This is a genomic window from Terrabacter sp. AAH1 (assembly GCF_054456855.1).
The window spans coordinates 68649-94462 of the sequence record NZ_JBTJJV010000008.1 but is presented as its reverse complement, the minus strand read 5'-3'; the positions used below and the strand labels follow the sequence as shown (position 1 = coordinate 94462).

General features: G+C 71.8%; 23 protein-coding genes. 14 read left to right on the top strand and 9 right to left on the bottom strand.

Annotated elements, in window-relative coordinates:
- Positions 1 to 10 precede the first annotated feature (10 nt).
- The 4 genes from ACXR8F_RS13670 (at position 11) to ACXR8F_RS13655 (ending at position 3031) form a co-directional block, all read left to right on the top strand.
- Positions 11 to 619: an ATP-dependent Clp protease proteolytic subunit gene (locus tag ACXR8F_RS13670; RefSeq protein WP_458801231.1), complete on the top strand. Its 609-nt coding sequence runs from the start codon at positions 11 to 13 to the stop codon at positions 617 to 619.
- Complete coding sequence (locus tag ACXR8F_RS13665) at positions 616 to 1218, top strand: ClpP family protease (protein ID WP_458801229.1); 603 nt, start codon at positions 616 to 618, stop codon at positions 1216 to 1218. Before ACXR8F_RS13670 ends, ACXR8F_RS13665 begins: the two co-directional genes overlap by 4 nt.
- 105 nt (positions 1219 to 1323) lie before the next feature.
- Positions 1324 to 2073, top strand: coding sequence for a D-Ala-D-Ala carboxypeptidase family metallohydrolase (locus tag ACXR8F_RS13660; RefSeq protein ID WP_045192083.1), 750 nt, complete (start codon positions 1324 to 1326; stop codon positions 2071 to 2073).
- Between the two features lie 4 nt (positions 2074 to 2077).
- A complete protein-coding gene (locus ACXR8F_RS13655; protein ID WP_458801226.1) occupies positions 2078 to 3031 on the top strand; it encodes a phage tail tip lysozyme in 954 nt (317 codons plus the stop codon).
- A 15-nt stretch (positions 3032 to 3046) separates the two neighbouring features.
- Here the strand turns inward: ACXR8F_RS13655 and ACXR8F_RS13650 are convergent, their stop codons facing one another.
- The gene (locus ACXR8F_RS13650; RefSeq protein ID WP_045192082.1) at positions 3047 to 3433 is read right to left on the bottom strand and encodes a helix-turn-helix domain-containing protein; all 387 of its coding nucleotides are present in this window, start codon (positions 3431 to 3433) and stop codon (positions 3047 to 3049) included.
- A gap of 240 nt (positions 3434 to 3673) precedes the next feature.
- Between ACXR8F_RS13650 and ACXR8F_RS13645 the strand changes: the two genes are divergently transcribed.
- Together ACXR8F_RS13645 and ACXR8F_RS13640 are read left to right on the top strand one after the other, a co-directional pair.
- Positions 3674 to 4687 carry an ATP-binding cassette domain-containing protein gene (locus tag ACXR8F_RS13645; protein ID WP_458801224.1) on the top strand — a complete coding sequence of 338 codons (1014 nt, stop codon included), beginning with the start codon at positions 3674 to 3676 and terminating at the stop codon, positions 4685 to 4687.
- Entirely contained in the window at positions 4684 to 5541 is an 858-nt protein-coding gene (locus ACXR8F_RS13640; RefSeq protein ID WP_045192080.1) for an ABC transporter permease, read from the top strand. The genes ACXR8F_RS13645 and ACXR8F_RS13640 overlap by 4 nt, the downstream gene beginning before the upstream one ends.
- A 3-nt stretch (positions 5542 to 5544) precedes the next feature.
- Here ACXR8F_RS13640 and ACXR8F_RS13635 read toward each other — a convergent pair whose 3' ends face one another.
- The gene (locus tag ACXR8F_RS13635) at positions 5545 to 6576 is read right to left on the bottom strand and encodes a class I mannose-6-phosphate isomerase (protein ID WP_458801222.1); all 1032 of its coding nucleotides are present in this window, start codon (positions 6574 to 6576) and stop codon (positions 5545 to 5547) included.
- A 59-nt stretch (positions 6577 to 6635) separates the two neighbouring features.
- Positions 6636 to 7667 (bottom strand): LacI family DNA-binding transcriptional regulator, encoded by a 1032-nt coding sequence (locus ACXR8F_RS13630; protein WP_458801220.1) that lies wholly within the window; start codon positions 7665 to 7667, stop codon positions 6636 to 6638.
- A gap of 191 nt (positions 7668 to 7858) precedes the next feature.
- Between ACXR8F_RS13630 and ACXR8F_RS13625 the strand changes: the two genes are divergently transcribed.
- The gene (locus ACXR8F_RS13625; RefSeq protein WP_458801219.1) at positions 7859 to 12979 is read left to right on the top strand and encodes a GH92 family glycosyl hydrolase; all 5121 of its coding nucleotides are present in this window, start codon (positions 7859 to 7861) and stop codon (positions 12977 to 12979) included.
- Between the two features lie 74 nt (positions 12980 to 13053).
- Here the strand turns inward: ACXR8F_RS13625 and ACXR8F_RS13620 are convergent, their stop codons facing one another.
- The 3 genes from ACXR8F_RS13620 to ACXR8F_RS13610 form a co-directional block, all read right to left on the bottom strand.
- Positions 13054 to 13455: a DUF3224 domain-containing protein gene (locus tag ACXR8F_RS13620; protein ID WP_458801217.1), complete on the bottom strand. Its 402-nt coding sequence runs from the start codon at positions 13453 to 13455 to the stop codon at positions 13054 to 13056.
- Positions 13456 to 13465: 10 nt separating this feature from the next.
- Positions 13466 to 14410 (bottom strand): aminoglycoside phosphotransferase family protein, encoded by a 945-nt coding sequence (locus ACXR8F_RS13615; protein WP_458801215.1) that lies wholly within the window; start codon positions 14408 to 14410, stop codon positions 13466 to 13468.
- 217 nt (positions 14411 to 14627) lie between these two features.
- Positions 14628 to 15425 (bottom strand): deoxyribonuclease IV, encoded by a 798-nt coding sequence (locus tag ACXR8F_RS13610; RefSeq protein ID WP_045192128.1) that lies wholly within the window; start codon positions 15423 to 15425, stop codon positions 14628 to 14630.
- Between the two features lie 91 nt (positions 15426 to 15516).
- Between ACXR8F_RS13610 and ACXR8F_RS13605 the strand changes: the two genes are divergently transcribed.
- The 3 genes from ACXR8F_RS13605 to ACXR8F_RS13595 all read left to right on the top strand — a co-directional run bounded on the left by ACXR8F_RS13605 (position 15517) and on the right by ACXR8F_RS13595 (position 18466).
- Positions 15517 to 17067, top strand: a complete 1551-nt coding sequence (locus ACXR8F_RS13605) for an MFS transporter (protein ID WP_045192073.1) — start codon at positions 15517 to 15519, stop codon at positions 17065 to 17067.
- Between the two features lie 65 nt (positions 17068 to 17132).
- On the top strand, positions 17133 to 17906 hold the full coding sequence (locus ACXR8F_RS13600; protein WP_458801212.1) for a DUF6498-containing protein: 774 nt from the start codon (positions 17133 to 17135) through the stop codon (positions 17904 to 17906).
- 29 nt (positions 17907 to 17935) lie between these two features.
- A complete protein-coding gene (locus ACXR8F_RS13595) occupies positions 17936 to 18466 on the top strand; it encodes a DUF4395 domain-containing protein (RefSeq protein WP_458801210.1) in 531 nt (176 codons plus the stop codon).
- A gap of 19 nt (positions 18467 to 18485) precedes the next feature.
- On the opposite strand, the gene ACXR8F_RS13590 is transcribed toward ACXR8F_RS13595, so the two are convergent.
- Positions 18486 to 19472, bottom strand: a complete 987-nt coding sequence (locus ACXR8F_RS13590) for an LLM class F420-dependent oxidoreductase (RefSeq protein WP_458801208.1) — start codon at positions 19470 to 19472, stop codon at positions 18486 to 18488.
- Positions 19473 to 19545: 73 nt separating this feature from the next.
- Positions 19546 to 20265: an MBL fold metallo-hydrolase gene (locus ACXR8F_RS13585; RefSeq protein WP_458801207.1), complete on the bottom strand. Its 720-nt coding sequence runs from the start codon at positions 20263 to 20265 to the stop codon at positions 19546 to 19548.
- A gap of 146 nt (positions 20266 to 20411) precedes the next feature.
- On the opposite strand from ACXR8F_RS13585, the gene ACXR8F_RS13580 reads away from it, so the two are divergent.
- The gene (locus tag ACXR8F_RS13580) at positions 20412 to 20960 is read left to right on the top strand and encodes a type 1 glutamine amidotransferase domain-containing protein (protein ID WP_458801205.1); all 549 of its coding nucleotides are present in this window, start codon (positions 20412 to 20414) and stop codon (positions 20958 to 20960) included.
- Positions 20961 to 20986: 26 nt separating this feature from the next.
- Here ACXR8F_RS13580 and ACXR8F_RS13575 read toward each other — a convergent pair whose 3' ends face one another.
- Positions 20987 to 22579 (bottom strand): LLM class flavin-dependent oxidoreductase, encoded by a 1593-nt coding sequence (locus tag ACXR8F_RS13575; RefSeq protein ID WP_458801203.1) that lies wholly within the window; start codon positions 22577 to 22579, stop codon positions 20987 to 20989.
- Positions 22580 to 22607: 28 nt separating this feature from the next.
- Here ACXR8F_RS13575 and ACXR8F_RS13570 point away from each other — a divergent pair, with 28 nt between their 5' ends.
- The 3 genes from ACXR8F_RS13570 to ACXR8F_RS13560 are packed head-to-tail and all read left to right on the top strand — an operon-like array spanning position 22608 to position 25807.
- Entirely contained in the window at positions 22608 to 23942 is a 1335-nt protein-coding gene (locus ACXR8F_RS13570; protein WP_458801201.1) for a M20/M25/M40 family metallo-hydrolase, read from the top strand.
- 33 nt (positions 23943 to 23975) lie between these two features.
- On the top strand, positions 23976 to 25418 hold the full coding sequence (locus ACXR8F_RS13565; protein ID WP_458801199.1) for an MFS transporter: 1443 nt from the start codon (positions 23976 to 23978) through the stop codon (positions 25416 to 25418).
- A gap of 38 nt (positions 25419 to 25456) precedes the next feature.
- On the top strand, positions 25457 to 25807 hold the full coding sequence (locus tag ACXR8F_RS13560) for a TfoX/Sxy family protein (protein WP_458801197.1): 351 nt from the start codon (positions 25457 to 25459) through the stop codon (positions 25805 to 25807).
- The last annotated feature ends 7 nt before the right edge of the window (positions 25808 to 25814 follow it).

Genomic DNA, 25814 nt, shown 5'->3' with positions numbered 1-25814 from the left:
GCTGGTTCGCATGACCGAGACACTCACGCCAACCCTGCTGGACGACCAGCTGTCGATGCAGCTGCTCCACCAGCGGATCATCGTCCTCGGGGCCGAGGTCGACGACCCGGTCGCCAACCGGGTCACCGCCCAGCTGCTGCTCCTCTCGGCCCGCGACCCGCGCGCCGACATCAGCCTCTACGTCAACAGCCCCGGCGGCTCGGTCACCGCGGGCCTCGCCATCTACGACACGATGCGCGTCATCCCCAACGACGTGTCAACTCTCGCAGTGGGATTCGCGGCCTCGATGGGCCAGTTCCTGCTCGGAGCCGGCACCCCGGGCAAGCGGTTCGCCCTCCCCAACGCGCGCATCATGATGCACCAGCCGTCGGCCGGGATCCAGGGCACGGCCGCAGACGTCGAGGTGCAGGCCAACAACCTCAAGGCGGTCAAGCGCCGCGTCAACGAGCTGCAGGCCGAGCACACCGGGCAGACGGTCGAGCAGATCACGCACGACAGTGAGCGCGACCGGTGGTTCAGCGCCGAGGAGGCGCAGGCGTACGGGATCGTCGACCACGTCGTCACCTCGCTCGCCGACGTGCGCCCGGTGGGCGTCGAGCGCAAGGTGGGCCTGCGATGAGCTACACGATCCCGTACGTCGTGGAGCGCACCCCGGCGGGCGAGCGCAGCTTCGACATCTACAGCCGGCTGCTGCAGGAGCGGATCATCTTCGTGGGCACCGAGATCGACGACGGCGTCGCCAACGTGGTCATGGCCCAGCTGCTCCACCTCGCCGACGTGGCGGCGGACCGTGAGGTGTCGCTCTACGTCAACAGCCCGGGTGGGTCCTTCACGGCGCTCATGGCGATCTACGACACGATGCAGTTCGTGCCGACACCCGTGGCGACGTACTGCCTCGGCCAGGCGGCCTCGGCGGCAGCAGTGCTGCTCGCGGCGGGGGAGTCGGGGCGACGGTTCGCCCTGCGGCACTCGCGGGTGCTGTTGCACCAGCCGTCCGCCGGCGGGCAGGGAACGGTGAGCGACCTCGCCCTGCAGGCCGACGAGCTGCTGCGCGTGCGGTCCCAGGTGGAGGAGGTGCTGAGCCGGCACACCGGCCGCAGCATCGAGCAGCTGCGTCTCGACACCGACCGCGACAAGGTGCTGACCGCCGAGCAAGCCGTCGACTTCGGCCTCGTCGACCACGTCGTCGAGCGCGCGTCGGAGGCCGCGAGGACCTGAGGCCCGTGCGGGATGGGGAGTTCTCCCCATCGGCTCGACGCGCGACATCCGCGAGGCTCGGCCAGTCTCTTCCGTACAGGCAGAAACCTCGCGAAAGGACCTGAAATGCGCAGGAGCAGGCTCACCCACGCCTTTGCAGCCGTCGCACTCGTGCTCGGCGGCCTCGGTGTCGCCACGGCGACGATGACCGTCTCGGCCCCCACCGCCCACGCCGACGAGTGCTACTCGTGGCCCCGCACGCTGAGCTCGGGTGCGTCCGGCAGCGACGTCACGCAGCTGCAGGTCCGCGTCGCCGGCTGGGTGCCCCGCGGACAGGTCATGGGCATCGACGGGTCCTACGGCTCGCAGACGACGACGGCCGTCACGAACTTCCAGCGCGCGTACGGCCTCACCGCCGACGGCGTGGCCGGCCCGGCGACCTTCGCGAAGATCTACGAGCTGCAGGACCCCGACTGCTCACCGGTCCACTTCACCTACGCCGAGGCGAGCTACAACTGCGGCAAGGGCTTCACGGGCGGGGCCACGGAGAAGGAGAACATGAAGCGGGCCCTGTGGCGCGCCGAGGCGCTGCGTCACCAGCTGGGCGACCACCCGCTGAAGGTCACGTCCGGCTACCGCGACTCGGCCTGCAACGCCTCGGTCGGCGGCGCGAGCAACAGCGTCCACCTCACCGGCGGGGCGCTCGACCTCGTCCCCGGTGACGGCGCGACGTCGATCTGCAGCATCGCCAAGCAGGCCCGCTACGCCGGCTTCGGCGGCATCTTCGGCCCCGGCTACCCGGCGCACGACGACCACGCCCACGTCGACATCCGCTCCAGCATCGCCTGGGACGCCGACGCGTGCGCGGGCTGGTGAACCCGTGAGCGCCACCAGGATCCGCCGCGGCATCGCGGGACTCGTCGCGGGCGTCGCGGTCGCCGTGCTCGGCGTCGTGGCGGCGCCGTCGGCGTCGGCCGCGTCGAACGACGAGATCGCCTTCGACTACTTCGTCGGCAAGGGCCTGACGGAGAAGCAGTCCGCGGGCATCGTCGGCAACCTCATCCAGGAGTCCGGCAGCCCGATCAACCCGTACGCCGACCAGCCCGGTGGCCCCGGGATGGGCATCGCCCAGTGGAGCGAGGGCGGCCGTTGGGACACCGACTCGCGCGACAACATGGTCTGGTACGCCGGGCTGTCGGGGCGCAGCCGCTACGCCCTGGCCGCCCAGCTCGACTTCACCTGGTACGAGCTGACGACCTTCTCGGGCTACGGCCTCGCCGAGCTGCGCGGCACGACGTCGGTGAGCAGCGCGACGACCGTCTTCATGCAGAAGTTCGAGCGGTGCGGCACGTGCGCGACCACCCAGCGCGTGGCGTACGCCGACGACGTCCTCGCGAAGTACGGCACCGGCGGCACCGGCGGGGGCACCACGGAGACAGCGCTCCCCGTGCTGCGCAACGGCAGCTCGGGCTCGGCGGTGCGCACGCTGCAGTACATGTTGCGGGCCTCGGGTCGGGCCGTGACGGCCGACGGCGTCTTCGGCTCGGGCACCGACTCGGCGGTGCGCAGCTACCAGTCGGCCCACGGGCTCACCGTCGACGGCATCGTCGGCGACAACACGTGGTACTCGATCCTGCCGGTGCTGCGTGAGGGCAGCAGCGGTGAGGCGGTGAAGGGCCTGCAGCGCGAGCTCGTCGACGCCGGCTACTCGCTGACCGTGGACGGCTCGTTCGGGCCCGCGACGACGACGGCGGTGCGGTCCTACCAGTCTCAGGTGGGCCTCGTCGTCGACGGCGTCGTCGGCAACAACACGTGGGGCAGCCTCGTCGACTGAGCCCCGTCCCGCAGGTCAGGCGGCGATGACGACCATGCCGGTCGTCATCGCCGCCCCGTGCGGTGCGGGTGCGTCGGCGGGTGCGGCGAGGCTCGAGCCGGCGCGCGACGTGAGGTCGAGCACCCGCCCGCCGACGGCGCCGTCGGCGGCGAGGTCGCGAAGGTCGCGGTGGGCGGCGCCGACGAGGCTCATGATGCTCGAGTCGAGCGAGATGCAGATCGCCTCGAGCACCTCGGACGACGGCTCCTTGAGCCCGCGCTCGACCTCGGAGAGGTAGGCGACCGAGATGCCGGCGCGTGCGGCAACCTCGGCGAGGGTGCGGCCCTGCCGGGTGCGCAGGCCGCGGAGCAGGCGGCCGTAGACCTCGCGCAGCAGCGGCGTCCGGGGAGCGATCTGGGTCATGGCCGTCTCCGATCTGGGGTGCGTCCGTCCAGCGTCGCACGCGCACAGCCGATCTCGTCCGCCCTGCGGGCGACGAGGCCGTACGCCGTGGGCGAACGTCCGTGGCCTCGTGGCCTCACCAAAGATGTTGACGCCGTTCACATGGATCGGTGACGCTGTCGGTGTCGCCACCTACCCTCGAAGGTGCGCATCCACGCACCGGCAGCTCACCTCTGCACACACCACTTGGGGAGCCCTCACATGACCATCACCTCCGACGTGCGCTCGGCGCACGACCGGTCGACGGGCCCGGCCATCGAGGCCGAGCACCTCGTCAAGCGCTTCGGCGACATGACCGCCGTCGACGACGTCTCCTTCTCCGTGCCCCGCGGCTCCGTGCTCGGCCTGCTCGGCCCCAACGGCGCCGGCAAGACGACCACCGTCCGCATGATGACCACCCTCACGACACCGACGAGCGGCACCGCGCGTGTGGCCGGCTTCGACGTCACCCGCGACCCCGAGTCCGTCCGGCGCAGCATGGGGCTCACCGGCCAGGCCGCCACCGTCGACGAGATGCTGACGGGCCGCGAGAACCTCCGGCTGATCGGCTCGCTCTACGGCCTGCCGGGTGCCGAGGTGCGTCGCCTGTCGGACGAGCTGCTCGAGCGCTTCTCACTCGCCGAGTCCGGCAACAAGGTGGCGAAGGAGTACAGCGGCGGAATGCGGCGCCGCCTCGACCTCGCGGTCAGCCTCATCGCGGCGCCACCCGTGCTCTTCCTCGACGAGCCGACGACGGGGCTCGACCCCCGCAGCCGCGTCGAGCTGTGGGAGGTGCTCCGCGGTCTCGTCCGTGACGGCACGACCCTCCTGCTGACGACGCAGTACCTCGAGGAGGCCGACCAGCTCGCCGACCGCATCGTCGTCATCGACCGCGGCCGGGTCATCGCCGAGGGCACCGCCCTCGAGCTCAAGGACCAGTCCGGCCAGGCCGCGATCGTCCTCACGGTGTCGCACCCCGAGCAGCTCGAGGAGGCGCGGGCCCTGCTCGCCTCGCACGTGCGTGAGGTCCACGTCGACGAGTCCGCCAGGCAGCTCACAGCGCCCGCCGAGGGCCTGTCCGACATGACGCGCGTCGCGGCCGTCTTCGACCGGTCCGAGATCGTCCTCGACGACCTCGGTCTCAAGCGCCCGAGCCTCGACGACGTGTTCCTGGGCCTCACCGGCCACCGGGCGGAGCAGGATGCCACCACCGAGCAGACGGGGGAGTCCCGATGACCCAGTCGTCCACGACCACCACCACGACCACCGAGCCGCGCGCCCAGGCGCCCGGCTACCCCACGCCGAGCCTCGCCCGCCAGGTCGCGATGATGGTGTGGCGCAACCTCAAGCACACGCGGCGACAGCCCGAGATGCTCACCGACGTCACGATCCAGCCGATCATGTTCGTCGTCCTCTTCGCCTTCGTCTTCGGCGGCTCCATCCAGACCGACAGCGCCTCGTACCGCGAGTGGCTGCTGCCGGGCATCATGGCCCAGACGATGGCGTTCTCGTCGTTCATCGTCGCCAACGGCCTCAACATGGACCTCGAGAAGGGCATCATCGACCGGTTCCGGTCGCTGCCGATCTCGCGTGGCGCCGTGCTCATCGGCCGCAGCTTCTACGGCATCATCCACTCGAGCATCGGCATCTTCGTCATGTCGATGACCGGCCTCGTCATCGGTTGGCGCATCCGCAACGGGTTCGGCAACGCGGTGCTCGCCTTCGCACTGCTCCTGCTCTTCGGGTTCGCCATGATCTGGGTCGGCATCCTCGTCGGGTCGGCGATGCGCTCCGTCGAGGCGGTCAACGGCCTGATGTTCACGACGATCTTCCCGGTGACCTTCCTCGCCAACACGTTCGCCCCGACCGAGGCGATGGCGCCGGTGCTGCGCACGATCGCCGAGTGGAACCCGGTCAGCGCCCTCGTCCAGGCGATGCGCGAGCTCTGGGGCAACGTGCCCGGCCCACGTGGCGACTCGGCGCTGCCGCTGCAGCATCCGGTGCTCGCGAGCATCGCCTGGTCGGTGCTCATCACCGCCGTCGTGGCACCCCTCGCGGTGCGGGCCTACATCCGCCGCACCACCGACTGACCCTCAGACGGGCGGCAGGCACCGCACGACGGTGACGTCACCGTCGAGCTCCACCTTCCCCGCCCCGTAGGGCACGAGCAGCACGTCGCCCCGTTCCACCTCGGTGGGGCGGGGCGACGTCGTCGCGCCGCCCGCCGTCGTCAACGTGCCGGATCCGGCCACGACGACGACGACGGCGAAGCCCGCGTCGCCGGTCGCGGGCGAGCCCGGCGTCGCGCGCAGCACCTCGGCCCGGAAGAACTCCGTCGCCTGCTCGGGCAGGGCGTGGCCCGTGCCGGTGACGTCGGTCCAGCGACGCCGCAGGCCGACCAGGTCCTCCTGCGTGAGGGGTCCGCGGTCGACGCTCTCCAGGGCACGCGCCGCGGTGAGGCCGAGGAACGCGTGCGCCTTCTCGAGGCCGAAGCGGCGGTGCTCGAGCATGACCGACAGGTCGGTCGGCTCCTGCAGCTCGAGCACGAAGACGCCCTCACCGATGGCGTGCGGCTGTCCACCGGGCACGAGCACGGTGTCGCCGGCCCGCACCTCGATGCGGTTGAGCGCCTCGAGGAGCCGCTCGTCCTGGGCCTCCACGAGCGCAGCGAGCTCGTCGGCGGGCAGCTCGTCGCGGAAGCCGAGCCAGACGCTGGCGCCGGGCTCGGCGTCGAGCACGATCCACGCCTCGGTCTTGCCGTGCTCGCAGTCGAGGTGGGCTGCGGCGAAGGCCCGGTCCGGGTGCGAGTGCACGGGGAGGCGCTCGCCGGCGTCGAGCAGCTTGGTCAGCAGACCCGGCTCGACGCCGTGCGCGGCGACGTGGTCGGCGCCGAGCCAGTGGTCCGGGTCGGCGGCCAGCGCCTCGGGCAGCGACGTGCCGTCGGGCAGGACGGTCACCCCGCCGCCGCCCTCGGCGAAGAGCCTCGTCGTCGAGGCGAGCCAGTCCTCGGGCCGGTGGCCGTCGAAGTCCGAGGGGGTCTCGAGCCCGCGGAACGCGAGGATCCGCTCCCCGCCGCGGTAGAAGCGGCGCGGGGTGTTGAGCGGGAGGCGGGTCGGTGCTGACACGTTCGGGGTGCTCCTCGACGGATCGGTGGGTGGGGCAGCGGGTCGGGCGCGTTGCAGCGTCATCGCGAGGCGGGGCTCCGTCGCAGGCCGGAGCCGCGCACGACGAGTCGGGTCGGCATGACGACGGTCTGCGCGGGCGACTCGTCACCGAGCAGCCGGGCGAAGAGCTGCTGGGCGGCCTTCTGCCCCATGGCTGCCGGGTCCTGGTGCACGACGGTGACGGGCGGGTCGACGAGGTCGGCGAGCTCGAAGTCGTCGTAGCCGACGAGCGACAGGGGCAGCCGGAGGTCGCGCAGGGCGAGCAGCAGCGCGATGGTGATGCGGTTGTTGCCGGTGATGACCGCCGTCGTGGGGTCGGCCGTCTGGGTCCAGCGGGTCAGGGTCTCGCGCACCGACGTGGGTGAGTGGGGTCCCATCGACACGCGCGCGCTGCCCGGCAGGCCGAGGGACTGGTGGGTCGCGACGAAGGCCTCGCGGCGCTGGCGCGCCGTCCAGAACGCGGGGTCGTCACCGAAGAGGGCGATGCTCCGGTGGCCGTGCGCCACGAGGTGCTCGACGGCGCTGCGGATGCCGCCGTGGTTGTCGCTGAGGACGGTGTCGCGCGGGGTGCCGCGCACAGGGCGATCCATGTAGACGATGGGCGTCTGGCTCGCCTCGACGGCGGCGTCCGAGGAGGCGCTCTCGTCGGCCGGCACGACGACAATGCCGTCGACCCGGCGGTTGATGAGCGCCTCGATGACAGCCCGCTCGCGCGTCGGGGAGCCCTCCGCCGACGCGGTGATGAGCTGGTGCTGGCGGATGCGCGCCTCGCGCTCGACCGCGGCCCCGATCTGCGAGTAGAAGGGGTTGGCGAGGTCCTCGACGACGAGGGCGATGGTGAAGGTGCGGCCCTGGCGCATCATCCGCGCGCCGTCGTGGCGCCGGAAGCCGAGACGCTCGATGACGGCGCGGACCCGCTCGGCGGTGTCCGGCCGCACGCCCGGCTCGTGGTTGACCACGCGCGAGACCGTCTTGACCGAGACGTGGGCCTCGGCGGCGACGTCGGCCATCGTCGGGCGGATGGCTGTCCGGTGGTCAGACAACGCTGTCATGCCTGACATCCGACCAGCGGGCGCCCGAAAAGGCAACGCGTGGTGCGGGCTCGGGCGCCCGCAGTGGCCGTTCTGTCCGATTCGATGTCTCGACCGGACAAGAACCCTTCGCCCTGTTGACGCCCTTTGTCGCCGGCGGCGAGTCTCGCCGGGTTGACAGCACGGCTCAACGACGAGCACGGAGGAACCCCATGCCCCACAGATCCGGGATCCGCAGAGGCGTCATCGCCCTGGCAGTCCTGGCCACCTCGACCACAGGAGTGGTCGCTGGTCCGTCCCAGGCGGGGGCGCTCGACGCGTCCGCCTCACCCTCTCTCATCACGCCTGCCGCGGACGCCGGGGCGGGCGACTTCTCGACGTCGTTCGAGTCGGGCCAGCCGCAGCCCGAGCTCTCGACCGTGGAGACCGGCGCCGACGGCGCGCGGCAGCAGAACGTCTCCGGGACCGCGAGCACCGACGGCAGCCTCCTCGGCTCGGTCACCGGCGTCACCGCGAGCGCCGAGAACGGCCCGGGCGAGGTGGCGGCGAACCTCGCGGACGCCAACCCCGACTCGAAGTGGCTCGCCTTCGCCTCGAGCGCGTGGGTGCGCTACCAGCTCAGCACGCCGGCCAAGGCGGTGCGCTACTCGCTCACGTCGGCCAACGACGCGCCCGAGCGGGACCCCAAGGACTTCACCCTCCAGGGCTCGACGGACGGCACGACGTGGACCGACCTCGACCGCCAGACCGGCATCGACTTCTCCGGCCGCTTCGCGACGCGCACGTTCACGGTGACGACACCGGGGACGTACGCGTACTACCGCCTCAACGTCACGGCCGTGCACTCCGGCGGCACCGTGCAGCTCGCCGACTGGGACCTCTCCGACGGCTCGACGGGCTCGGGCCCGGCCTCGCCGATGAAGACTGTCGTCGGCTCCGGCCCGATCTCGGGCTTCAACATCAAGCCCCTCGTCGGGTGGACCGGCGTCAAGGCGCTGCGCTACTCGGGCGGCCACACGGCCGACGGCCGGGGGTACGCGTGGAACCGCCTCTTCGACCTCGACCTGCCGGTCACCGCGAAGACGCAGCTGAGCTACAAGATCTTCCCCGACATGGTCGCCGGTGACCTGGAGTACCCGTCGACGTACGCGTCGCTCGACCTCAGGTTCACCGACGGCACCTACCTCTCGGACCTCGGAGCCGACGACCAGCACGGCGTCGCCGCGAGCCCGAGCGGGCAGGGCAAGGGCAAGATCCTCTACGCCAACCAGTGGAACGCCGTCTCGCTCGACGTCGGCAAGGTCGCCGCAGGCAAGACGATCGACCGCGTGCTCGTCGGCTACGACAACACGGGCGGCGCTACCAAGGACACGCGCTTCGGCGGCTGGATCGACGACATCTCCGTCCAGGGTGACCCGGCCGTCGTCGACGGCTCGGACCTCACGAACCACGTCGACGTGCGACGCGGCACCAACGCGTCGGGCGGCTTCTCCCGCGGCAACAACCTGCCGATCAGCGCGGTGCCGAACGGCTTCACGTTCTTCACGCCGGTGACCGACGCGAACTCGCAGTCGTGGGAGTACAACTACCAGTCGCAGAACAACTCGGCGAACCTGCCTGTGCTGCAAGGGCTTGCGATCTCGCACGAGCCCAGCCCGTGGATGGGCGACCGCAACCAGATGTCGGTGATGCCGTCCGCCACGACGGGCACGCCCACCGGCAGCGCATCCGGCCGAGGCCTCGCCTTCGACCACGCGACCGAGGTGGCCCGCCCCGACTACTACAAGGCGGTCCTCGCCGGCGGCCTCACCGCCGAGACGGCTCCCGCCGATCACGGCGGCGTCTACCGGTTCACGTTCCCGGCGTCCGCGGCCAAGGGCAGCCTCGTCGTCGACACCCGTGACGACAACGGCACCTTCAGCGTCGACGCCGCGACCGGCACGATGACCGGTTGGGTCGACAACGGAAGCGGCTTGTCGGCAGGCCGCAGCCGGATGTTCGTCTACGGCACGTTCGACCGCCCCGCCTCGGCCGTCGGCACCGCGCCGAACGGTCACGCCGGCACCCGCTACGCGAGCTTCGACACGAGCCGCGACAAGCAGGTCGTGCTCAAGCTCTCGACGTCGTTCATCTCCCTCGACCAGGCGAAGAAGAACCACGCGCTCGAGCTCGCCGACCGCGACTTCGACGCCGTACGCGCGTCCGCGAAGCAGGCGTGGAACGCCCGCCTCGGTGTCGTCGGCGTCAAGGGAGCCAACGACTCGGACCGCACGATCCTCTACTCGAACCTCTACCGGCTGAACCTCTACCCGAACAGCCAGTTCGAGAACACGGGCACGGCCGCGGCGCCGCGCTACCAGTACGCGAGTCCCGTTGCGGCCAAGTCGGGTTCGCCCACCGCGACGACGACGAACGCCGCTGTCAAGGACGGCAAGATCTACGTCAACAACGGCTTCTGGGACACCTACCGCACCGTGTGGCCGGCCTACAGCCTCCTCTACCCCGAGGTGGCGGCCGAGATCGCCGACGGCTTCGTCCAGCAGTACCGCGACGGCGGCTGGGTGGCGCGCTGGAGCTCGCCGGGCTACGCCGACCTCATGACGGGCACGAGCTCCGACGTGGCCTTCGCCGACGCGTACGTCAAGGGCGTCAAGCTGCCCGACCCGCTCGGCGCGTACGACGCCGCGGTCAAGAACGCGACGGTGCTGCCGACGTCGAGCGCCGTGGGCCGCAAGGGCCTCGACACCTCGACCTTCCTCGGCTACACGACCACCAACACCGGTGAGAGCGTGTCGTGGGGCCTCGAGGGGCTGATCAACGACTTCGGCATCGGCACGATGGCGGCCACGCTCGCGAAGGACCCGGCGACCCCGGCAGACCGTCGCGCGCAGCTCGCCGAGGAGTCGAAGTATTTCCTCGAGCGTTCGACCCACTACGGCAACCTCTTCAACCCGAAGGTCGGCTTCTTCCAGGGCCGCGCCGCCGACGGCAGCTACCCGACGGACTTCGACCCGGAGGACTGGGGCGGCGACTACACCGAGACGAACGCCTGGAACTTCGCCTTCCACGCACCGCACGACGGCAACGGCCTGGCGAACCTCTACGGCGGCCGCGACGCGCTCGCCAAGAAGCTCGACACGTTCTTCTCGACGCCCGAGACCGCGACGAAGCCCGGTGGCTACGGCGGCGTCATCCACGAGATGCTCGAGGCGCGTGACGTGCGCATGGGGCAGCTCGGCCAGAGCAACCAGGTCTCGCACCACATCGCGTACATGTACGACTGGACCGGCCAGCAGTGGAAGACGGCCGAGAAGGTGCGCGAGATCATGCGGCGCCTCTACGTCGGGTCCGAGATCGGCCAGGGCTACCCGGGCGACGAGGACAACGGCGAGATGTCGGCCTGGTACGTGCTCTCCTCGCTCGGCATCTACCCGCTCCAGGTCGGCTCGCCGAACTGGGCCATCGGGTCCCCGAAGTTCGACCAGGTGACGGTGAAGCGCACGCAGGGTGACCTCGTCGTCAACGCGCCGGGCAACTCGGAGAAGAACATCTACGTGCAGTCGGTCACCGTCAACGGCGCCAAGCACAAGAGCGTCTCGATCAACCAGAGCGAGATCGCCGGCCCGACCACGGTCGACTTCGCCATGGGCGACAAGCCGTCCGACTTCGGCTCGCGCGCCCAGGACGCCCCGCCGTCCCTCACGCAGGGCACCGAGGCGCCGAAGCCGCTCAAGGACGCGACCGGCCCGGGCCGCGGCACCGCGACGGCGACCGACCTGGCCTCTGGCCAGGACGCCAAGGCGCTCTTCGACAACACGTCGCGCACGTCGGCGACGTTCAGTTCGGCGACGCCGACCGTCGGCTTCACGCTCTCGGGCGTCGGCCAGCGGGCGACCTGGTACACGCTCACCTCGGGTCCGAAGGCCGGCGACCCGTCGGCGTGGCGCGTCGAGGGCAGCAAGGACGGCGGCGCCACGTGGCAGACGCTGGACACGCGTACGGGGCAGGTCTTCCCGTGGCGCCAGCAGACGCGTCCGTTCGAGATCCCGCACACGGGCACCTTCACGACCTACCGACTCGTCGTCACGGCGACGGTCGGCGGGGAGGCCGCGAACCTGTCGGAGGTCGAGCTGCTCACCGACGGCTCCAAGGCCCAGAACACCGGCATCAAGGTGTCGGCGGCCGAGGCGTTCGAGACCTCTGAGGACACGTCCTGGACCGGGACCGTCGCGACCTTCTCGGGTGGCGTCGGCCAGGGCCAGGACCCGTCGGCCACGGCCACGGCGACGATCGCCTGGGGCGACGGCACGACGTCGGAGGGCGCGATCGCAGCCGGTGACCTCGGCTCGTTCACGGTCCGCGGCACCCACACGTGGAGCAAGCCGGGCCCGTACCGGCCGAAGGTCACGGTGACGGCCGGGGGCGGCAGCGGGTCGGCCCTCGGCTCGGCGACCGTGCACCAGGCATCCGTGCCCGCGTACGCCGCGGGGTTCGACTCCGTGTGCTTCGGCAACGTGGGCGACTCCGTCCCCTGTGACGGCGACCGGGCGGGCCTGTCCCGTGAGGCGCTCGCCGCAGCGGGTGGGGTGCCGGGCAAGCTGCTCACCGTCCCTGGCACCGACCTGCGGTTCTCGATGCCGGGCATCCCGGTCGGCCAGAAGGACAACGCCACCGGCGCCGGCCAGACCCTGCCCGTGACACTGGCACCGGGCGCGACGCAGCTCTCGCTCATCGGCACGGCGACGCAGAAGAACCAGGACACGACCGCCACGGTCCGCTTCACCGACGGCTCCACGGCGAGCTACAAGGTGCAGTACGGCGACTGGTGCGGCTCGCCCCAGTTCGGCAACGTCGTCGCCCTCGAGATGGCCTACCGCCTCAACGGGACCGGCACCGACAGCTGCCGCGCCAAGCTCTTCGCGACCGCGCCGCTCACGGTGCCGGCCGGGAAGACGGTCGAGTCGATCACCCTCCCGACCCAGACGGGCGACCCCAAGTCGGCCGGCCGGATCCACGTGTTCGCGGTGGCCGACAACGGCTCGGCGCTCGGCGTCACGGCTGGCGGCGACGCCACAGCGACCGCAGGCCAGGCCGGTGACGTCACGCTGGGCACCGCCAAGGGCGGCGTCCCGGCGGCGGGCGGCTACACCGCCCGGGTCGAATGGGGCGACGGCACCGTGACCGAGGACGCCACGGTGACCACCGGGGCCGACGGCACGGCGACGGTCGAGGGCGCGCACACGTGGGCCGCGGCCGGCACCTACGCGGTGCGGGTCCTCGTCTCCGACTCGCGGTCCGACGTGCTCAGCACGCTGACCGTCACGGTCGGGTAGCCGAGCAGGCCGGAGAGGCAGCCAGCGCGGCGCGGGGAACACGCCTCCCCGCGCCGCTCTGCTGCGCCCGGGGATCAGCCGAGGTTGTGATCGAAGTCCATGTGGTGCGTGCCGTCGTCGTCGATGCGCAGGCGCACCGTGCCCTCGATGCCGACCAGCTCGTCGGTGCCGCTGCCTGGGACGATGAGGCCGTACTCGTTCGCACGGTCCACGCCGCTCGTCGAGGCGGCGTGGACGAAGTTGAAGGCGCCTCGGCGGCCGGCCACGGTCCCCTCGAACGACTCCATCGCGACGTAGGTGCCGACGCCCGCGGTCTGGTCGAAGGTCGACGTGAACTGCGTGACGCTGCGGCCGGCCACGTCGCCGGCATACGTCTTGCGCATCCGCAGGTGCCCGGTCGGGAGCGCGGTCGTCACGTCGGGTGCATAGTCGGTGACGTCGAAGTCGGACGTCGTGAAGGTCGAGGTGCTGAGCATGCGGCCGACGCTACCGAGCCGAATCGCGTTGCGATAGAACGTTCCCGACGTCCTCGACGTCCTCGACGTCCTCGACGACCATGGCGACCGTGCGCCTCGCCATGGCCGAGAACGCGGGGTTGGTGTGCTCGTAGTACGGGACGATCAGCGCAGCCTGGGTCAGGGCGTAGCCGCGCGCCCGCTCCCACGTGGCGTCGTCGACGCCGAGCGCCTCGCGGTATGCCGTGCGGCCGGGTCGGGTGAACATCGTCCACGCCGCGATGGTGTCGGCCGCCGGATCGCCGGCGCCGAGGCTGCCGAAGTCGAGCACGGCCGCGAGCTCGCCTCCGTCGACGAGGACGTTGGGCGGCAGCAGGTCACCGTGCAGCCAGACCCGGTGCTCGGCCTCGGCATCGAAGCCCGGGGCGTCGAGGGCACGGTCCCACGCCACGAGAGCGGCGTCCGTGTCGAGGAGGTGACGGGAGCGTTCGAGGGCGTCGCGGGTCGCGGCGTCGAGCTGCGCCAGTGGCGCGCGGCCACCGGGTGGGGCGCCGTCGGGAACGGGCACGCGGCGCAGAGCCGAGACGAAGCCGGCCAGACGGCGGGCCGCGCGCACCTCGTCGACCGACCCCACGGCATACGGCGACCCGGGCACCCAGCGGAAGACCGCCCAGGCGAGCGGGAAGGTGTCGCTCGGCCGACCGGCGGCGACGGGCTCGGGCACGGCGAGCGGCAGCGACGGGGCGAGGTGGGGGAGCCACTCGAGCTCCTTGACGAGGTCGTCGGCCCAGTAGGGCACGCGCGGTAGCCGCACGTAGAGGTCGTCCCCGAGGCGCACGATCGCGTTCACCGTGCCGGTGGACGGGAAACGCCGGACGGGCAGGTGGGCGAGGTGCGGCAGCTGCTCGCGGAGGAGCGCGCGCACGAGGTCCTCGTCGACCACGAGCTCGTCGTCGTGCATCCGTGCGTGAGGCATGCGGCCCTTTCTACCCGAGCCCGGAAGCACGAAAGCCGCGGCCCGCCACCGAGGAGGTGATGGCGGGACGCGGCACGCTTCACAGGAGAACGCGCGGACCGGCGTCATTGACGGACCGCGCGCAACCCTTGAAGAACCTAGGGGCCCACGGGGGCCCGTGGGGTAAAGAGTCGGTCAGGACTTCGGCTGCTGCGGGTCAGGGAGGTACGTCCGCCGGTCAGTCGACCTGCGACCGCAGCCAGGCGATGTCGCTCGCCTGCCCCTCGAGGCCGCCCGGGGTCTCGCAGACGACCGGCGCCTTGGCCGCCCGGATGACCCCGGCGAGCGCCTCGCCGGCGATGTGGCCCGAACCGAAGTTCGTGTGCCGGTCGGCGCCGGAGTCGAACTCGTCGCGGGAGTCGTTGGCGTGCACGAGGTCGATGCGCCCCGTGATGGCGAGCACCTCGTCGACGACGGTGCCGAGGTCGTTGCCGCCCGCGTGGGCGTGGCAGGTGTCGAGGCAGAAACCGACCTGGTCGCTGCCCGACGCCGACCCGATGGCGTCCCAGAGCCGAGCGATCGCCTCGAGGCGGCGCGCCATGGCGTTGTCGCCGCCGGCGGTGTTCTCGATGAGCAGCGGCACCGGCAGGTCGAGGCCGTCGATGCACTTGCGCCAGTTGTCGAAACCCTTGGCGGCGTCCTCGTCGACCCCGAGGTGGCCGCCGTGCACGATGACGCCCTTGGCGCCGATCTCGGCGGCCGCCGTCAGGTGCTGCTGGAGCAGCTTGCGGCCGGGGATGCGGATGCGGTTGTTGAGGCTGGCGACGTTGATCGGGTAGGGCGCGTGCACGTAGAGGTCGACGCCGGCCGCCTCGGCGTCGGCCTTGAGGCCCTCGGCGCCGCCGGCGTAGCGGACGACCGGCCCCTTGTAGCTCTGCGGGTCGCCGAGGAAGAGCTGCGAGAGCGAGGCCCCACGGGCCTTCGCCTCGGCGATGGGGTCCTCCTGGTCGACGTGCGCACCGATGTGTAGAGCCATGCCCCGAGCGTAGGCCGTGGCGCCGACAGGAATTCTCGCGACCGCAGTCGAGGCGGTGTCGATCCGGCGCCCGGCCGTTCGACGTAGGGGCATGACGACGAACACCGAGCCCCAGGCCCGCCCCACCACCACCGCCAGTACCGGCAGCACCTCCAGCACGCCGTCGCGCCGCCAGTGGCTCGCGCTCGGTGTCCTCGCCCTCACCGCGCTGCTGCTGTCGCTCGACGTCAGCGTGCTCTACCTCGCACTGCCCGAGCTGTCCGCAGACCTCGGGGCCAGCACGACCCAGCAGCTGTGGATGCTCGACATCTACAGCTTCGTGCTCGCCGGGTTCCTCGTGACGATGGGCGCCGTCGGCGACCGCATCGGCCGCAAGCGGCTCCTGCTCGCAGGCGCCGTCGCGTTCGGTGTCGCGAGCGCCGCGGCGGCCTACGCGAGCAGTCCGGGTCAGCTCGTCTTCTGGCGGGCCGTGCTCGGCATCGCCGGTGCCACGCTGATGCCGTCGACGATGGGCCTCATCCGCACGATCTTCAGCGACGAGAAGCAGATGATGACCGCGATCGGTGTCTGGTACTCGTGCTTCATGGGTGGCATGGCCGTGGGCCCCCTCGTCGGCGGCGTGCTGCTGGCCCACTTCTGGTGGGGCTCGGCCTTCCTGCTGGGCGTGCCGTTCATGGTTCTGCTCGTGGTCGTCGGCCGGCGCGTGCTGCCGGAGTCCGAGCGCCACGCCGGCACCAAGGTCGACGTCGCGAGCTCAATGCTCTCGCTCGCCACGACGCTGCCCGTCATCTACGGCTTCAAGGAGATCGCCCGCGGCGGCAACACGACCGTCGCGCTGACCACGGCGAGCGTCGGTCTCGCCATGGGCCTGGTCTTCGTGCGCCGCCAGCGCCGCATCGCCAACCCGCTCGTCGACCTGGCGCTCTTCCGCAGCCGCGCCTTCTCGACCGCGCTCGCGATCATGCTCGTCGGTGGCGTCGTCATGGCCGGCGTCTCGTTCCTCGGCTCGCAGTGGCTGCAGCTCGTCGCAGGCCTCTCGCCGCTCGGCGCCGGGCTGTGGATGTTGCCGGCGAACATCGCCCTCCTGCTCGGCTCGTCGACGTCGGCCCGGATCGCGGGACGCCTCGGCACCGCCCGCAGCATGGCGTCGGGCCTGCTCGTCTGCGCCGCCGGCCTCACGCTCTACACGCAGGTCGGCGCGGCAACCGGGCTCGGCCTGCTCGTCTTCGGGATGTGCCTGACCTCGTTCGGGATCATGGTCCCCTCGACCCTGACGATGGGCGTCATGATGCAGTCCGCCCCGCCGGAGCGCGCCGGCTCGGTCGCCTCGATGTCGGAGACGTCGGCGGAGTTCGGGATCGCCGTGGGCGTCGCGGGCCTGGGCTCCCTCGCGACGTTCGTCTACCGCGCTCAGCTCGAGCCGTATGCCGCCGCGCACGCGGGCGATGCGACGACCTCCGCGCTCGACTCGCTCGCCGGGGCCGTGCAGGCCGCTACGACCCTGCCGGCGACGGCCGCCCGTGAGCTCGTCGCCGCGGCCCAGGCCGCGTTCTCCACGAGCCTCGACGTCGTCGCCGGGGTCGGCGCCGTGATGTTCGTCGTCTGCGCCCTGGCCGCCCTCCGGGTGCTGCGCGACCGCTGAGGAGCGCAGCCGCCGCCGGTCACCCGGCAGGACGGGCGCCCCGTGCTCTGGCACGATGGGCGCCCGTGACTGCCCTCCTGCGCATCCTCGGTGTCGAGCTCATGGCCCAGCTGGGTCGACGGCTCCCGGCGCCGGCGGCCCGTCTCGTCAGCGGGCTCATGCTCGTCGGCGCCAACCTGCTGCCCGTCTGGGCCGTGCTCGAGGGCCGGCTCGGGATGGGCGACGTGCTGCTCGTCTACTGGTTCGAGAACGTCGTCATCTGGTTCGCGACGACGATGCGCATCCTCACCGCCCGGCGCCCCGCGCGGCGCCCGTTCCTGCGCGGCCCGGCCGGCCGCCGGGGCGACTTCGGCCGGCTCGAGTCGACGCTGGCGGCCAAGACGTGGGTGACCGGCGACCCGGCGCTCGCGCTCTTCTTTGCCCTGCACTTCGGCCTCTTCACGCTCGTGCACGGCGTCTTCGCGGCGGTGCTCGCCGGCCTGTCGGGGGTGCGTGGCGGGCTGCTCGACTGGGTCGCTGCCGGTGGGGCGATCCTGCTCAGCCACATGCTCTCGCTGGGCCTGCACTGGCTCGGCGGCGGAGAGCGCAGCGCCGTGAGCCCGGGCTGGGCCATGGCGGCGCCCTACCCGCGGATGATCGCGCTGCACGTCACGGTCATCGCCGGCTTCTTCCTGCTGGGCGGTCCGGACGGCCGCACCGCGGACGACCTCGGCGTGGTGGCCCTGCTCATGGGCCTCAAGACGCTGCTCGACCTGCTCTTCCACATCGGCGAGCACCTCGTCTACGCGCGGCGCACGCGAGCGGTGGAGTCGCGTCCGGATGCTGGCGCGCTTGCATAAGCAACCCTTATGCAGTCAATAATGTCTGCATGAGTTCCTCGCGCTTCCCCGCTGTGGTCGACGACGTCACCGTGCGGCTGATCGCGGCTGTCGTCCTCGTCGTCGGCGTGATCGCCCTGGCCACCTCGCAGTGGTGGCTCTACGCCGTCCTCGCCGTCGACTTCTCCCTGCGGGCAGCGCTCGGGCCCAAGGCCAGCCCGGTCGCCCGGCTCGTGCAGCGGTGGATCCGACCCGCCGTCGCCGCGCCGAAGCGCCCCACTGCTGGTCCGCCCAAGCGGTTCGCGGCGACCATCGGGGCTGTCATGACGGTCGCCGCGACCGTGCTCTGGCTCGTGAGCCTTGCCGGTGGGTCGTCCGTCGCCGGCGGCTGGGTGATCGGCATCGGCGTCGTCATGGTCGTCTTCCCGGCGCTGGAGTCGGTCTTCGGCATCTGCGTCGGGTGCCTGCTCTTCTCGGGGCTGATGCGCGTCGGACTCGTGCCCGAGGAGGTCTGCCTCGAGTGCGCCGACATCACGAAGCGGCGCGAGCGGCTGCTCGCCGAGCGGGCCGCCGCGGCCTGAGGCGGCTTGAGGCCACCCGTCAGCCGGCTGCCGCGCGCAGCTTCTCCAGCAGCGGACCCGCGGCCTCGTCGAGGAAGCGCTCCTGCGCGTCGCCGCCCACCTGGACGAGCGCGACGTCGGTGAACCCGGCCTCCCACCACGGGCGTACGGCCTCGACGATCGCGTCGAGATCGGGCCCGCACGGGATCGACGACGCGACGTCCTCGGGGCGCACGAACTGCGTGGCACCGGCGAAGCCCTTGGGCGTCGGCAGGTCGGCGTTGACCGACCAGCCGCCGCCGAACCACCGGAACTGCTCGTGGGCACGCTCGACCGCCGCGCTCTCGTCTGGGTCCCAGCAGATCGGGATCTGGCCGATGGCCCGGGCGTCCGCGCCGACCCGGGGTGCACCGTCGGTGCGGTTCCACTCCGACACGAGGTCCGCCGACGGCTCGACGGCGACCATGTGGTCGGCCAGCGGCGCGAGCCGCTCGATGGAGGCGTCACCGCTCACGGCGACCGCGATGGGCACGGTGAGGTCGGGCAGGTCCCAGATCCGCGCCGAGTCGACGTCGAAGTAGTCGCCGTGGTGGGTCACGAGGTCGCCCGAGTGCAGCCGGCGGATCACCTCGATCGCCTCGCGCAGCATCTCCTGGCGCGTGTCGACCCCCGGCCAGCCGTCGCCGACGACGTGCTCGTTGAGGCTCTCGCCGCTGCCGAGCCCGAGCGTGAAGCGCCCGTCGGCGAGCAGCTGCATCGTCGCGGCCTTCTGGGCCACGACGGCGGGGTGGTAGCGCATCGTCGGGCACGTCACGTAGGTCATGAGCTCGACGCGTTCGGTGGCCTGGGCGACGGCTCCGAGCACGGCCCACGCGTACGGGGCATGGCCCTGCTCGGTGAGCCAGGGTGAGAAGTGGTCGCTGCTCACCTCGAAGTCGAAGCCCGCCCGCTCGGCGCCCACGGCCCAGCGGACGAGGTCCTTGGGGCCGCTCTGCTCGGTCATGAGGGTGTATCCGAAGTTGGTCACCCTCCCGACGTACCCGCTCGCCCGCCCACGTCTCGTCCAACCTTTGTCCACAGTTGTGGAGAGGCTGTGGATCTCAGTCCGTGCGGTGCCGTGACAGGAAGCTCCGGATGGCCTCGCGGGGACGGTCGCGCAGCTCGGGCCCGTGCGTGAAGGCGGCGACGTCGTAGTCGAGCTCGCCGAGCACGTGGGCGGTGCGCTGGGTCATCCGGAAGTCCGTGCAGAACGCCTTGACCGGCCACCGCAGGCCACGCACGTTGAAGATCGCGTCGCCCGTGATGAGCAGGCGTGACTCCTCGTGCAGCAGGGAGACGTGCCCGGGGGAGTGCCCGGGCGTGTGCACGACCCGCAAGCCGCCGGCGACGGGGAGCACCTCCCCGTCGGTGAGCTCGCGCTCGACGGGCACCGGCTCGAAGTCGCGGCCGGGCCGCGAGAAACGGTCGACGAGCCGTCCCAGCAGGAAGCTGCGGTCACGCGGGGGCGAGGACCCCTCGCTCGCGTATGCCGCGTCGTCGTGGTGCAGCGTGAACGCGCGGCCGGTCTCGCGGGCCACGTGAGCAGCACCGCCCGCGTGGTCGGGATGGGCATGCGTCAGCACCAGGCGCGTCACGTCGGACGGGCCCGCGCCGATGAGCCCCAGCGCCGCGATGACCTTGGGCCCCGAGCGCTTGACGCCCATGTCGACGAGGGTCACCTGTCCGTCGTCGTCGCGCAGGACGAAGCCGTTGACGAAGTCGCGCACGAGCGGGATGCGCCAGACGTTCGGCGCGAGCTGGACGACCGGGGCCTGGGCCATGGGCCGACGATAGCCGGGCCGCCGGTCGCCGCGGCGTCCCACGGACAGGTGAGAGAACCGGGGTGCTGCGGGTAGGGGCCGAGGGTGGCGGTCGTATCGCCGTCACGACCCGGACGCCCGCCAACGAGGCGGCACAGGAGGACGACGTGAGCAAGCGAGTGGCATTCCTCGTCGCGAGCGAGGGCATCGAGCAGGTCGAGCTGACCGACCCGTGGAAGGCCGTGACCGACGCCGGTCACGAGGCGGTCCTCGTCAGCCCCGAGTCGGGCGAGGTGCAGATGTTCAACCATCTCGACAAGGCCGACACGAAGACCGTCGACGTGACCGTCGCGGACGCCAAGGCCGACGACTTCGACGCGCTGGTGCTGCCCGGCGGCGTCGCGAACCCCGACAACCTGCGCACGCAGCCCGACGCGGTCGCGTTCGCGCGCGACTTCGTGGCCTCCGGCAAGCCGGTCGCCGCCATCTGCCACGCGCCGTGGACGCTCGTCGAGGCCGACGTGCTCAAGGGGCGCCGGCTCACGTCGTGGCCGAGCCTGCAGACCGACATCCGCAACGCCGGGGGCGACTGGGTCGACGAGTCGCTCGTCGTCGACGGCAACCTCATCACGAGCCGCAAGCCCGACGACCTTCCCGACTTCTGCGGCGCCGTGGTGGAGGCGCTGGAGCACGGCGCGGCGGCCCGGTCCGCCTGACGCAGGCACACCCACCCCGTGGCGGCTCAGCCGAAACCGTGGCGCGCCAACGGGTGCAGCAGCTCGCGCTCCTCGTACGCCAGGTGTGACAGGAGCGTGTCGGTGAGCAGGTCGAGGGCGCGTTCGATCTCGTCGAGCGCGCCCTCGCCCGCGTGCCCGTAGCCGTCGGTGCCGACCAGCGCCACGAGCGCCTCGTCGACCTGCTCGAGCACGTCGGCGATCACGTGGTGCTCCTGCTCGAGCCGGTCGATCACCGGCCCGAGGTCGGGGTCGGCCCGGCGCAGGTGCACGAAGATGCTGCGGTCCTCGAGGGTGTGGTGCCCGGTGACGAGCCGGCAGTACGTCTCGCAGTAGGCACCGAGCGTCCAGTTGTTCTGCCGCATGGCCATCGTGCTCAGCACCGACCGTGCCGCTCCCGTCGACAGTGCCCCTCGACGCACCTGACCGACGACGTCGCGCAGCTGGGTGAGCTCGCCGCGGAGGTGGTCGTGCACGTCGACGAGGTGCTGCGGCACCGCCTGCTCGCCCGCCGTGTAGGTCGCGTCGTCGGGCTTCGCGGCGACGGGGCGGTCGTCCTCGCGCCAGGGAAGCCGCGCGCCGTGCCGCGGGCTGTCAGGCGTGGGGCGCACCTCGAGCGGGCGGCGGTCGGCGATGGCGGGCGCGGTGGCGGGCGCGGTGACAGGTGTGCCGGACGGCATACGCCGTGAGACGTCGCCCGCGCGACGAGCGCGTTCGGTGTCGACGAGCTCGCGCACGGCCGGGGCGACCTCACCGGCGAACCGTCGCAGCACGTCGGGGTCGTCGGTGCCGAGCACGTACGTGCTCATGCCTGTGGTCAGGGTCAGCTCGGTGAGCTGCTCGGCCCACTCGTCGGCCGTGCCGCGCAGGAAGCCGCCGGCGGTGCCGAAGCGGCCGGAGACGTTGTACATCCGGCGGACCGCCTGCGGGCCGCGGCCGGCCGCCACGGCGGCCTCGTCGATGACGGCGTTGAGTGCCGGCAGCGCGTCCGGCTCTGCGTAGCCCTGGCTCGGCAGCCAGCCGTCCGCGAGCCGCCCGGTGATGCGGAGCATGCGGGGCTTGTAGGCGCCGAGCCAGATCTCGACCGGGTGCACCGGGACGGGCCCGGCGTGCAGGCCTCGCACCGAATAGTGCTCCCCCTCCACGGTGACCGAGCGGGCGCCGGGGCGGTCCGGGTCCTGGCCCCACACGCCCCTGATGACGTGGACGGCCTCGACGAGCGCGTCGACGGCCTCCTTGGGCGAGCGGCGCTCGCCGCCGGCCGAGACGATGGCGTCCCAGAAGGCTCCGGTCCCGAGTCCCAGCTCGGCCCGGCCACCGCTGATCACGTCGAGCGTCGCCACCTGTTTGGCGATGCCTACCGGATGGCGCAGCGGCAGGTTGGCGACGTTGGCCGCCACGCGGATCGACGACGTGCGGGCGGCGACGGCCGTCAGCAGGGTCGGGGTGTCGAGGTGCGTGGCGTTGTACGGGTGGTCCTGGACGGTGAACAGGTCGAGCCCGAGCACGTCGGCGAGCTGGGCCAGCTCGAGCGTCTCGTGCACGCGTGACGCGTCCGGGCTCGCGAACACCCCGAACTGCAGCTCGTGCCCGTAGTCCATGCGGTCAGCGTGGCATACGCTCCGGTCCATGACCGGGGACGACGCCGACGACGCTGCCGTCGAGGCCCTTCGCGCCCTCATTCGCATCCCGACGGTCTCGGCCTGGAACCGTGACGAGGAGGACCGGGCGGCCTTCGAGTCCCTGCTGACAGAGCTGCGCGAACGCTTCCCGCGGCTGCACGCCGAGTGCGAGGTCGAGCGGATCAGTGGTGACGCGCTGCTCGTGCGGTGGCCCGGGCGCACGCGCGAGGCGCCGGTGGTGCTCATGGCGCACCTCGACGTCGTGCCGGTCGACGACGCCTCGGCGTGGACGCACCCGCCCTTCGCGGCCGAGCTCGTCGACGGGTTCGTCTGGGGCCGTGGGGCGCTCGACTGCAAGGGGTCCTTGGTCGCGACGTGTGCTGCCGTCGAGGCGCTCCTCGCCGCTGGCCTCGTGCCGGGACGCGACGTGTGGCTGTCGTTCGGCTGCAACGAGGAGGTGTCGGGGCGGGCGGCCAAGGACGCCGTGGCGCTGCTGCGCGAGCGGGGCGTCGAGCCGTGGTTCGTCGTGGACGAGGGCGGGGCGATCGTCCAGGGCGCGCTCCCGGGCGTCGACGCCCCGATGGCGGTGATCGGCGTCTCGGAGAAGGGCACGGTCGACGTCGACCTCGTCGCCCGCGGAGATGGCGGCCACGCGTCAGCGCCCCGCCGGATGGGCGCGACCGCCCGCCTCGCGCGGGCCATCCTGCGCCTCGAGCGCAAGCCGTTCCCCAGCCACCTGCCGGACGCCACTGTCGACATGCTCGAGCGCGCCGGCGCCCACGCCCGTATGCCGTATGCCGCGGTCTTCGGCAACGCGCGCCGCCTGCGTCCGCTGCTCTCGCGGGTGCTGCCGCGGCTCGGGCACGAGACCGCAGCCCTGACGCGCACGACGGTCGCGGTGACGCAGCTGAGCGGGTCACCGGGGGCGAACGTCATCGCTGCCACCGCACGGGCCCACGTCAACATGCGCGTCATGGTGGGCGAGACGGTCGACGGGGCTATCGAGCGGATCCGGCGGACGGTCGCCGACGACCACGTCGAGGTCTCGCTCGTCAGCGGCGACGAACCGAGCCCGGTGTCGCCGACGGACGACGCGGCATACGCCCTCCTCGAGTCGACGGTGGCCGACGTCTTCCCGGGCACCGTCGCGGTGCCGTACGTGATGCTCGCGGCGACGGACTCACGCCACTTCCACCGCGTGTGGCCGCGCGTCTACCGATTCACGCCGTTCCGGATGAGCGATGCCCAACGGGCGTCGATCCACGGCGTCGACGAGCGCATCGGCGTGCGTGACCTCCTCGACGGGGTTGCGTGGTACCGCCGCCTCATCGAGCAGCTCTGATCCTCGAAGTACCTGAGCGAGAACAGGATCCGCATGTCCGACAACACGGTCGTCTCCGACGCCGCACGGTCCGTCGCCCGCAGCCCGATCACCAAGGTGGTCGGCTTCCTCATCTGCGTAGAGCTCGCGAGCGGGGTGCTCCAGGGCTACTACACGCCGATCTTCACCGACATCGCGCGGCACCTGTCGATCAAGGACGCCGACGTCAACTGGTTCGAGGCGGCCCAGCTGATCGTGTCGGCGCTCGTCGTGCCCCTGCTCGCTCGGCTCGGTGACCTCATCGGGCACCGCAAGGTGCTGCTCCTGTCGACCGTCGTGACGGCGGTGGCGTCGTGGGGAGTGGCGTTCGCGCCGAACTTCGGGACCTTCCTCGTCGCGTGGGCGATCCAGGGCTTCTACGTCGTGTGGCTGCCGATGGAGGTCGCGATCATCCACCGCCGCACCGGGGGAGCCGAGAGCCGGGTGCGGGGTGCGGCCGGGCTGCTCGTCGCCGGTCTGGAGCTGGGGGTCATCGCCGGCGCGCTCACCAGCGGTGCCTTGTCCGAGTCCCTCGGCATGACAGGGCTGCTCGCCCTGCCGGCGGTCGTCGTCACACTGGCACTCGTCGCGATCTGGTTCGGCGTCGAGGAGTCGCCCGCGCTGGGGACGGGCGGGGTCGACTGGCGTGGATTCGGGCTGGTCACGTTGGCACTGGGTCTCGTGATGGGCGGTCTCGTCATGCTGCGGGTCGCGGGGCCGGGCAGCCCCTGGCCGTGGCTCGTCGTGCTGCTGGGCTTCGCCGCCTTCGTTCCCTTCGCCCGGGCTGAGCTCGCGCACCCCGAGCCACTCGTCGACCTTCGCATCCTCTCCGCCCGCGGGCAGTGGCCGGTGCAGGCGACCGCGTTCCTCTTCGGCGTCTCGGTGCTGGGGGCGCAGATCCCGCTGTCGACGTTCGCCCGCACCGACCCCGCGGTGACGGGCTACGGGCTCGGCGCGAGCGCTGGTCGGGTCTCGATCATCATCGGTGTCTACGTGCTGTCCCTCGCCGTCGGGGCGCTGCTGCTGCACGTGCTGGGTCGCCGCGTCGGGACTCGCATCGCGATGGTCGTCGCCGCGCTGCTCGTGGCGGTCGGCTACCTGCTCTTCCTGCCCTTCCACGACACGCTCGCGCAGACCCTGACGAACATGGTGGTCGCCGGCCTCGGCTCGGGAGCGCTCGTGGCGGGACTGCCCACGGCTGCTGCCGCCCAGGCGCCCCCGACGCACACGGGTCTGACGACGGGCATGACGAACACGACGAAGACGATCGGCGGCGCGTTCGCGTCGAGCGTCTTCGCCATCGCCCTGGCGTCGGCCGGGTCGGTGGACGCCGAGGCGACCGCGCACGCGTCGCTCTCGGGCTACCTGGCGGTCTGGGCGATCTGCGGGGTCACCGCGCTCGTGGCGGCCGTCTTCCTCCTCGTCGTGCACGTCTCGGAACGACCACTTCGTGCCTGACAGGTCACGCATCGGGTCGGGAGTGGTGTGATGGGGTGATGCAGATGCCGAAGCACAGTGACGAGGCCAAGGCGCACTTCCGGTCGCTCGTGAACGACGCTCCGGGCGTCGAGGTGAAGCCGATGTTCGGCAGCCTCGGTGCCTTCGTCAACGGCAACATGTTCGCGGGGCTCTTCGGTGAGAACGTCGGCGTCAAGCTCGACCCCGCAGGGCTCGACGAGCTTCGCGCGCTGCCCGGCAGCGGCCCGTTCGGCCCGGCTGAACGGCCGATGGGTGGCTACCTCTCGCTGCCGGCCGACCTCGACGACGCCGCCCGCGCCGCATGGGTCGACCGGGCGCGTGACCACGTCGCCACGTTGCCGCCCAAGGTCAAGAAGCCGAAGAAGTAGCGCGTCC

Excerpts from the sequence above, each read along its gene's own strand:
- ACXR8F_RS13670 (WP_458801231.1), top strand. The coding sequence starts at position 11 with ATGACCGAGACACTCACGCCAACCCTGCTGGACGACCAGCTGTCGATG.
- ACXR8F_RS13665 (WP_458801229.1), top strand. The coding sequence starts at position 616 with ATGAGCTACACGATCCCGTACGTCGTGGAGCGCACCCCGGCGGGCGAG.
- ACXR8F_RS13660 (WP_045192083.1), top strand. The coding sequence starts at position 1,324 with ATGCGCAGGAGCAGGCTCACCCACGCCTTTGCAGCCGTCGCACTCGTG.
- ACXR8F_RS13650 (WP_045192082.1), bottom strand. The coding sequence starts at position 3,433 with ATGACCCAGATCGCTCCCCGGACGCCGCTGCTGCGCGAGGTCTACGGC.
- ACXR8F_RS13645 (WP_458801224.1), top strand. The coding sequence starts at position 3,674 with ATGACCATCACCTCCGACGTGCGCTCGGCGCACGACCGGTCGACGGGC.
- ACXR8F_RS13640 (WP_045192080.1), top strand. The coding sequence starts at position 4,684 with ATGACCCAGTCGTCCACGACCACCACCACGACCACCGAGCCGCGCGCC.
- ACXR8F_RS13630 (WP_458801220.1), bottom strand. The coding sequence starts at position 7,667 with ATGACAGCGTTGTCTGACCACCGGACAGCCATCCGCCCGACGATGGCC.
- ACXR8F_RS13625 (WP_458801219.1), top strand. The coding sequence starts at position 7,859 with ATGCCCCACAGATCCGGGATCCGCAGAGGCGTCATCGCCCTGGCAGTC.
- ACXR8F_RS13620 (WP_458801217.1), bottom strand. The coding sequence starts at position 13,455 with ATGCTCAGCACCTCGACCTTCACGACGTCCGACTTCGACGTCACCGAC.
- ACXR8F_RS13615 (WP_458801215.1), bottom strand. The coding sequence starts at position 14,410 with ATGCCTCACGCACGGATGCACGACGACGAGCTCGTGGTCGACGAGGAC.
- ACXR8F_RS13610 (WP_045192128.1), bottom strand. The coding sequence starts at position 15,425 with ATGGCTCTACACATCGGTGCGCACGTCGACCAGGAGGACCCCATCGCC.
- ACXR8F_RS13605 (WP_045192073.1), top strand. The coding sequence starts at position 15,517 with ATGACGACGAACACCGAGCCCCAGGCCCGCCCCACCACCACCGCCAGT.
- ACXR8F_RS13595 (WP_458801210.1), top strand. The coding sequence starts at position 17,936 with ATGAGTTCCTCGCGCTTCCCCGCTGTGGTCGACGACGTCACCGTGCGG.
- ACXR8F_RS13585 (WP_458801207.1), bottom strand. The coding sequence starts at position 20,265 with ATGGCCCAGGCCCCGGTCGTCCAGCTCGCGCCGAACGTCTGGCGCATC.
- ACXR8F_RS13575 (WP_458801203.1), bottom strand. The coding sequence starts at position 22,579 with ATGGACTACGGGCACGAGCTGCAGTTCGGGGTGTTCGCGAGCCCGGAC.
- ACXR8F_RS13570 (WP_458801201.1), top strand. The coding sequence starts at position 22,608 with ATGACCGGGGACGACGCCGACGACGCTGCCGTCGAGGCCCTTCGCGCC.
- ACXR8F_RS13565 (WP_458801199.1), top strand. The coding sequence starts at position 23,976 with ATGTCCGACAACACGGTCGTCTCCGACGCCGCACGGTCCGTCGCCCGC.
- ACXR8F_RS13560 (WP_458801197.1), top strand. The coding sequence starts at position 25,457 with ATGCAGATGCCGAAGCACAGTGACGAGGCCAAGGCGCACTTCCGGTCG.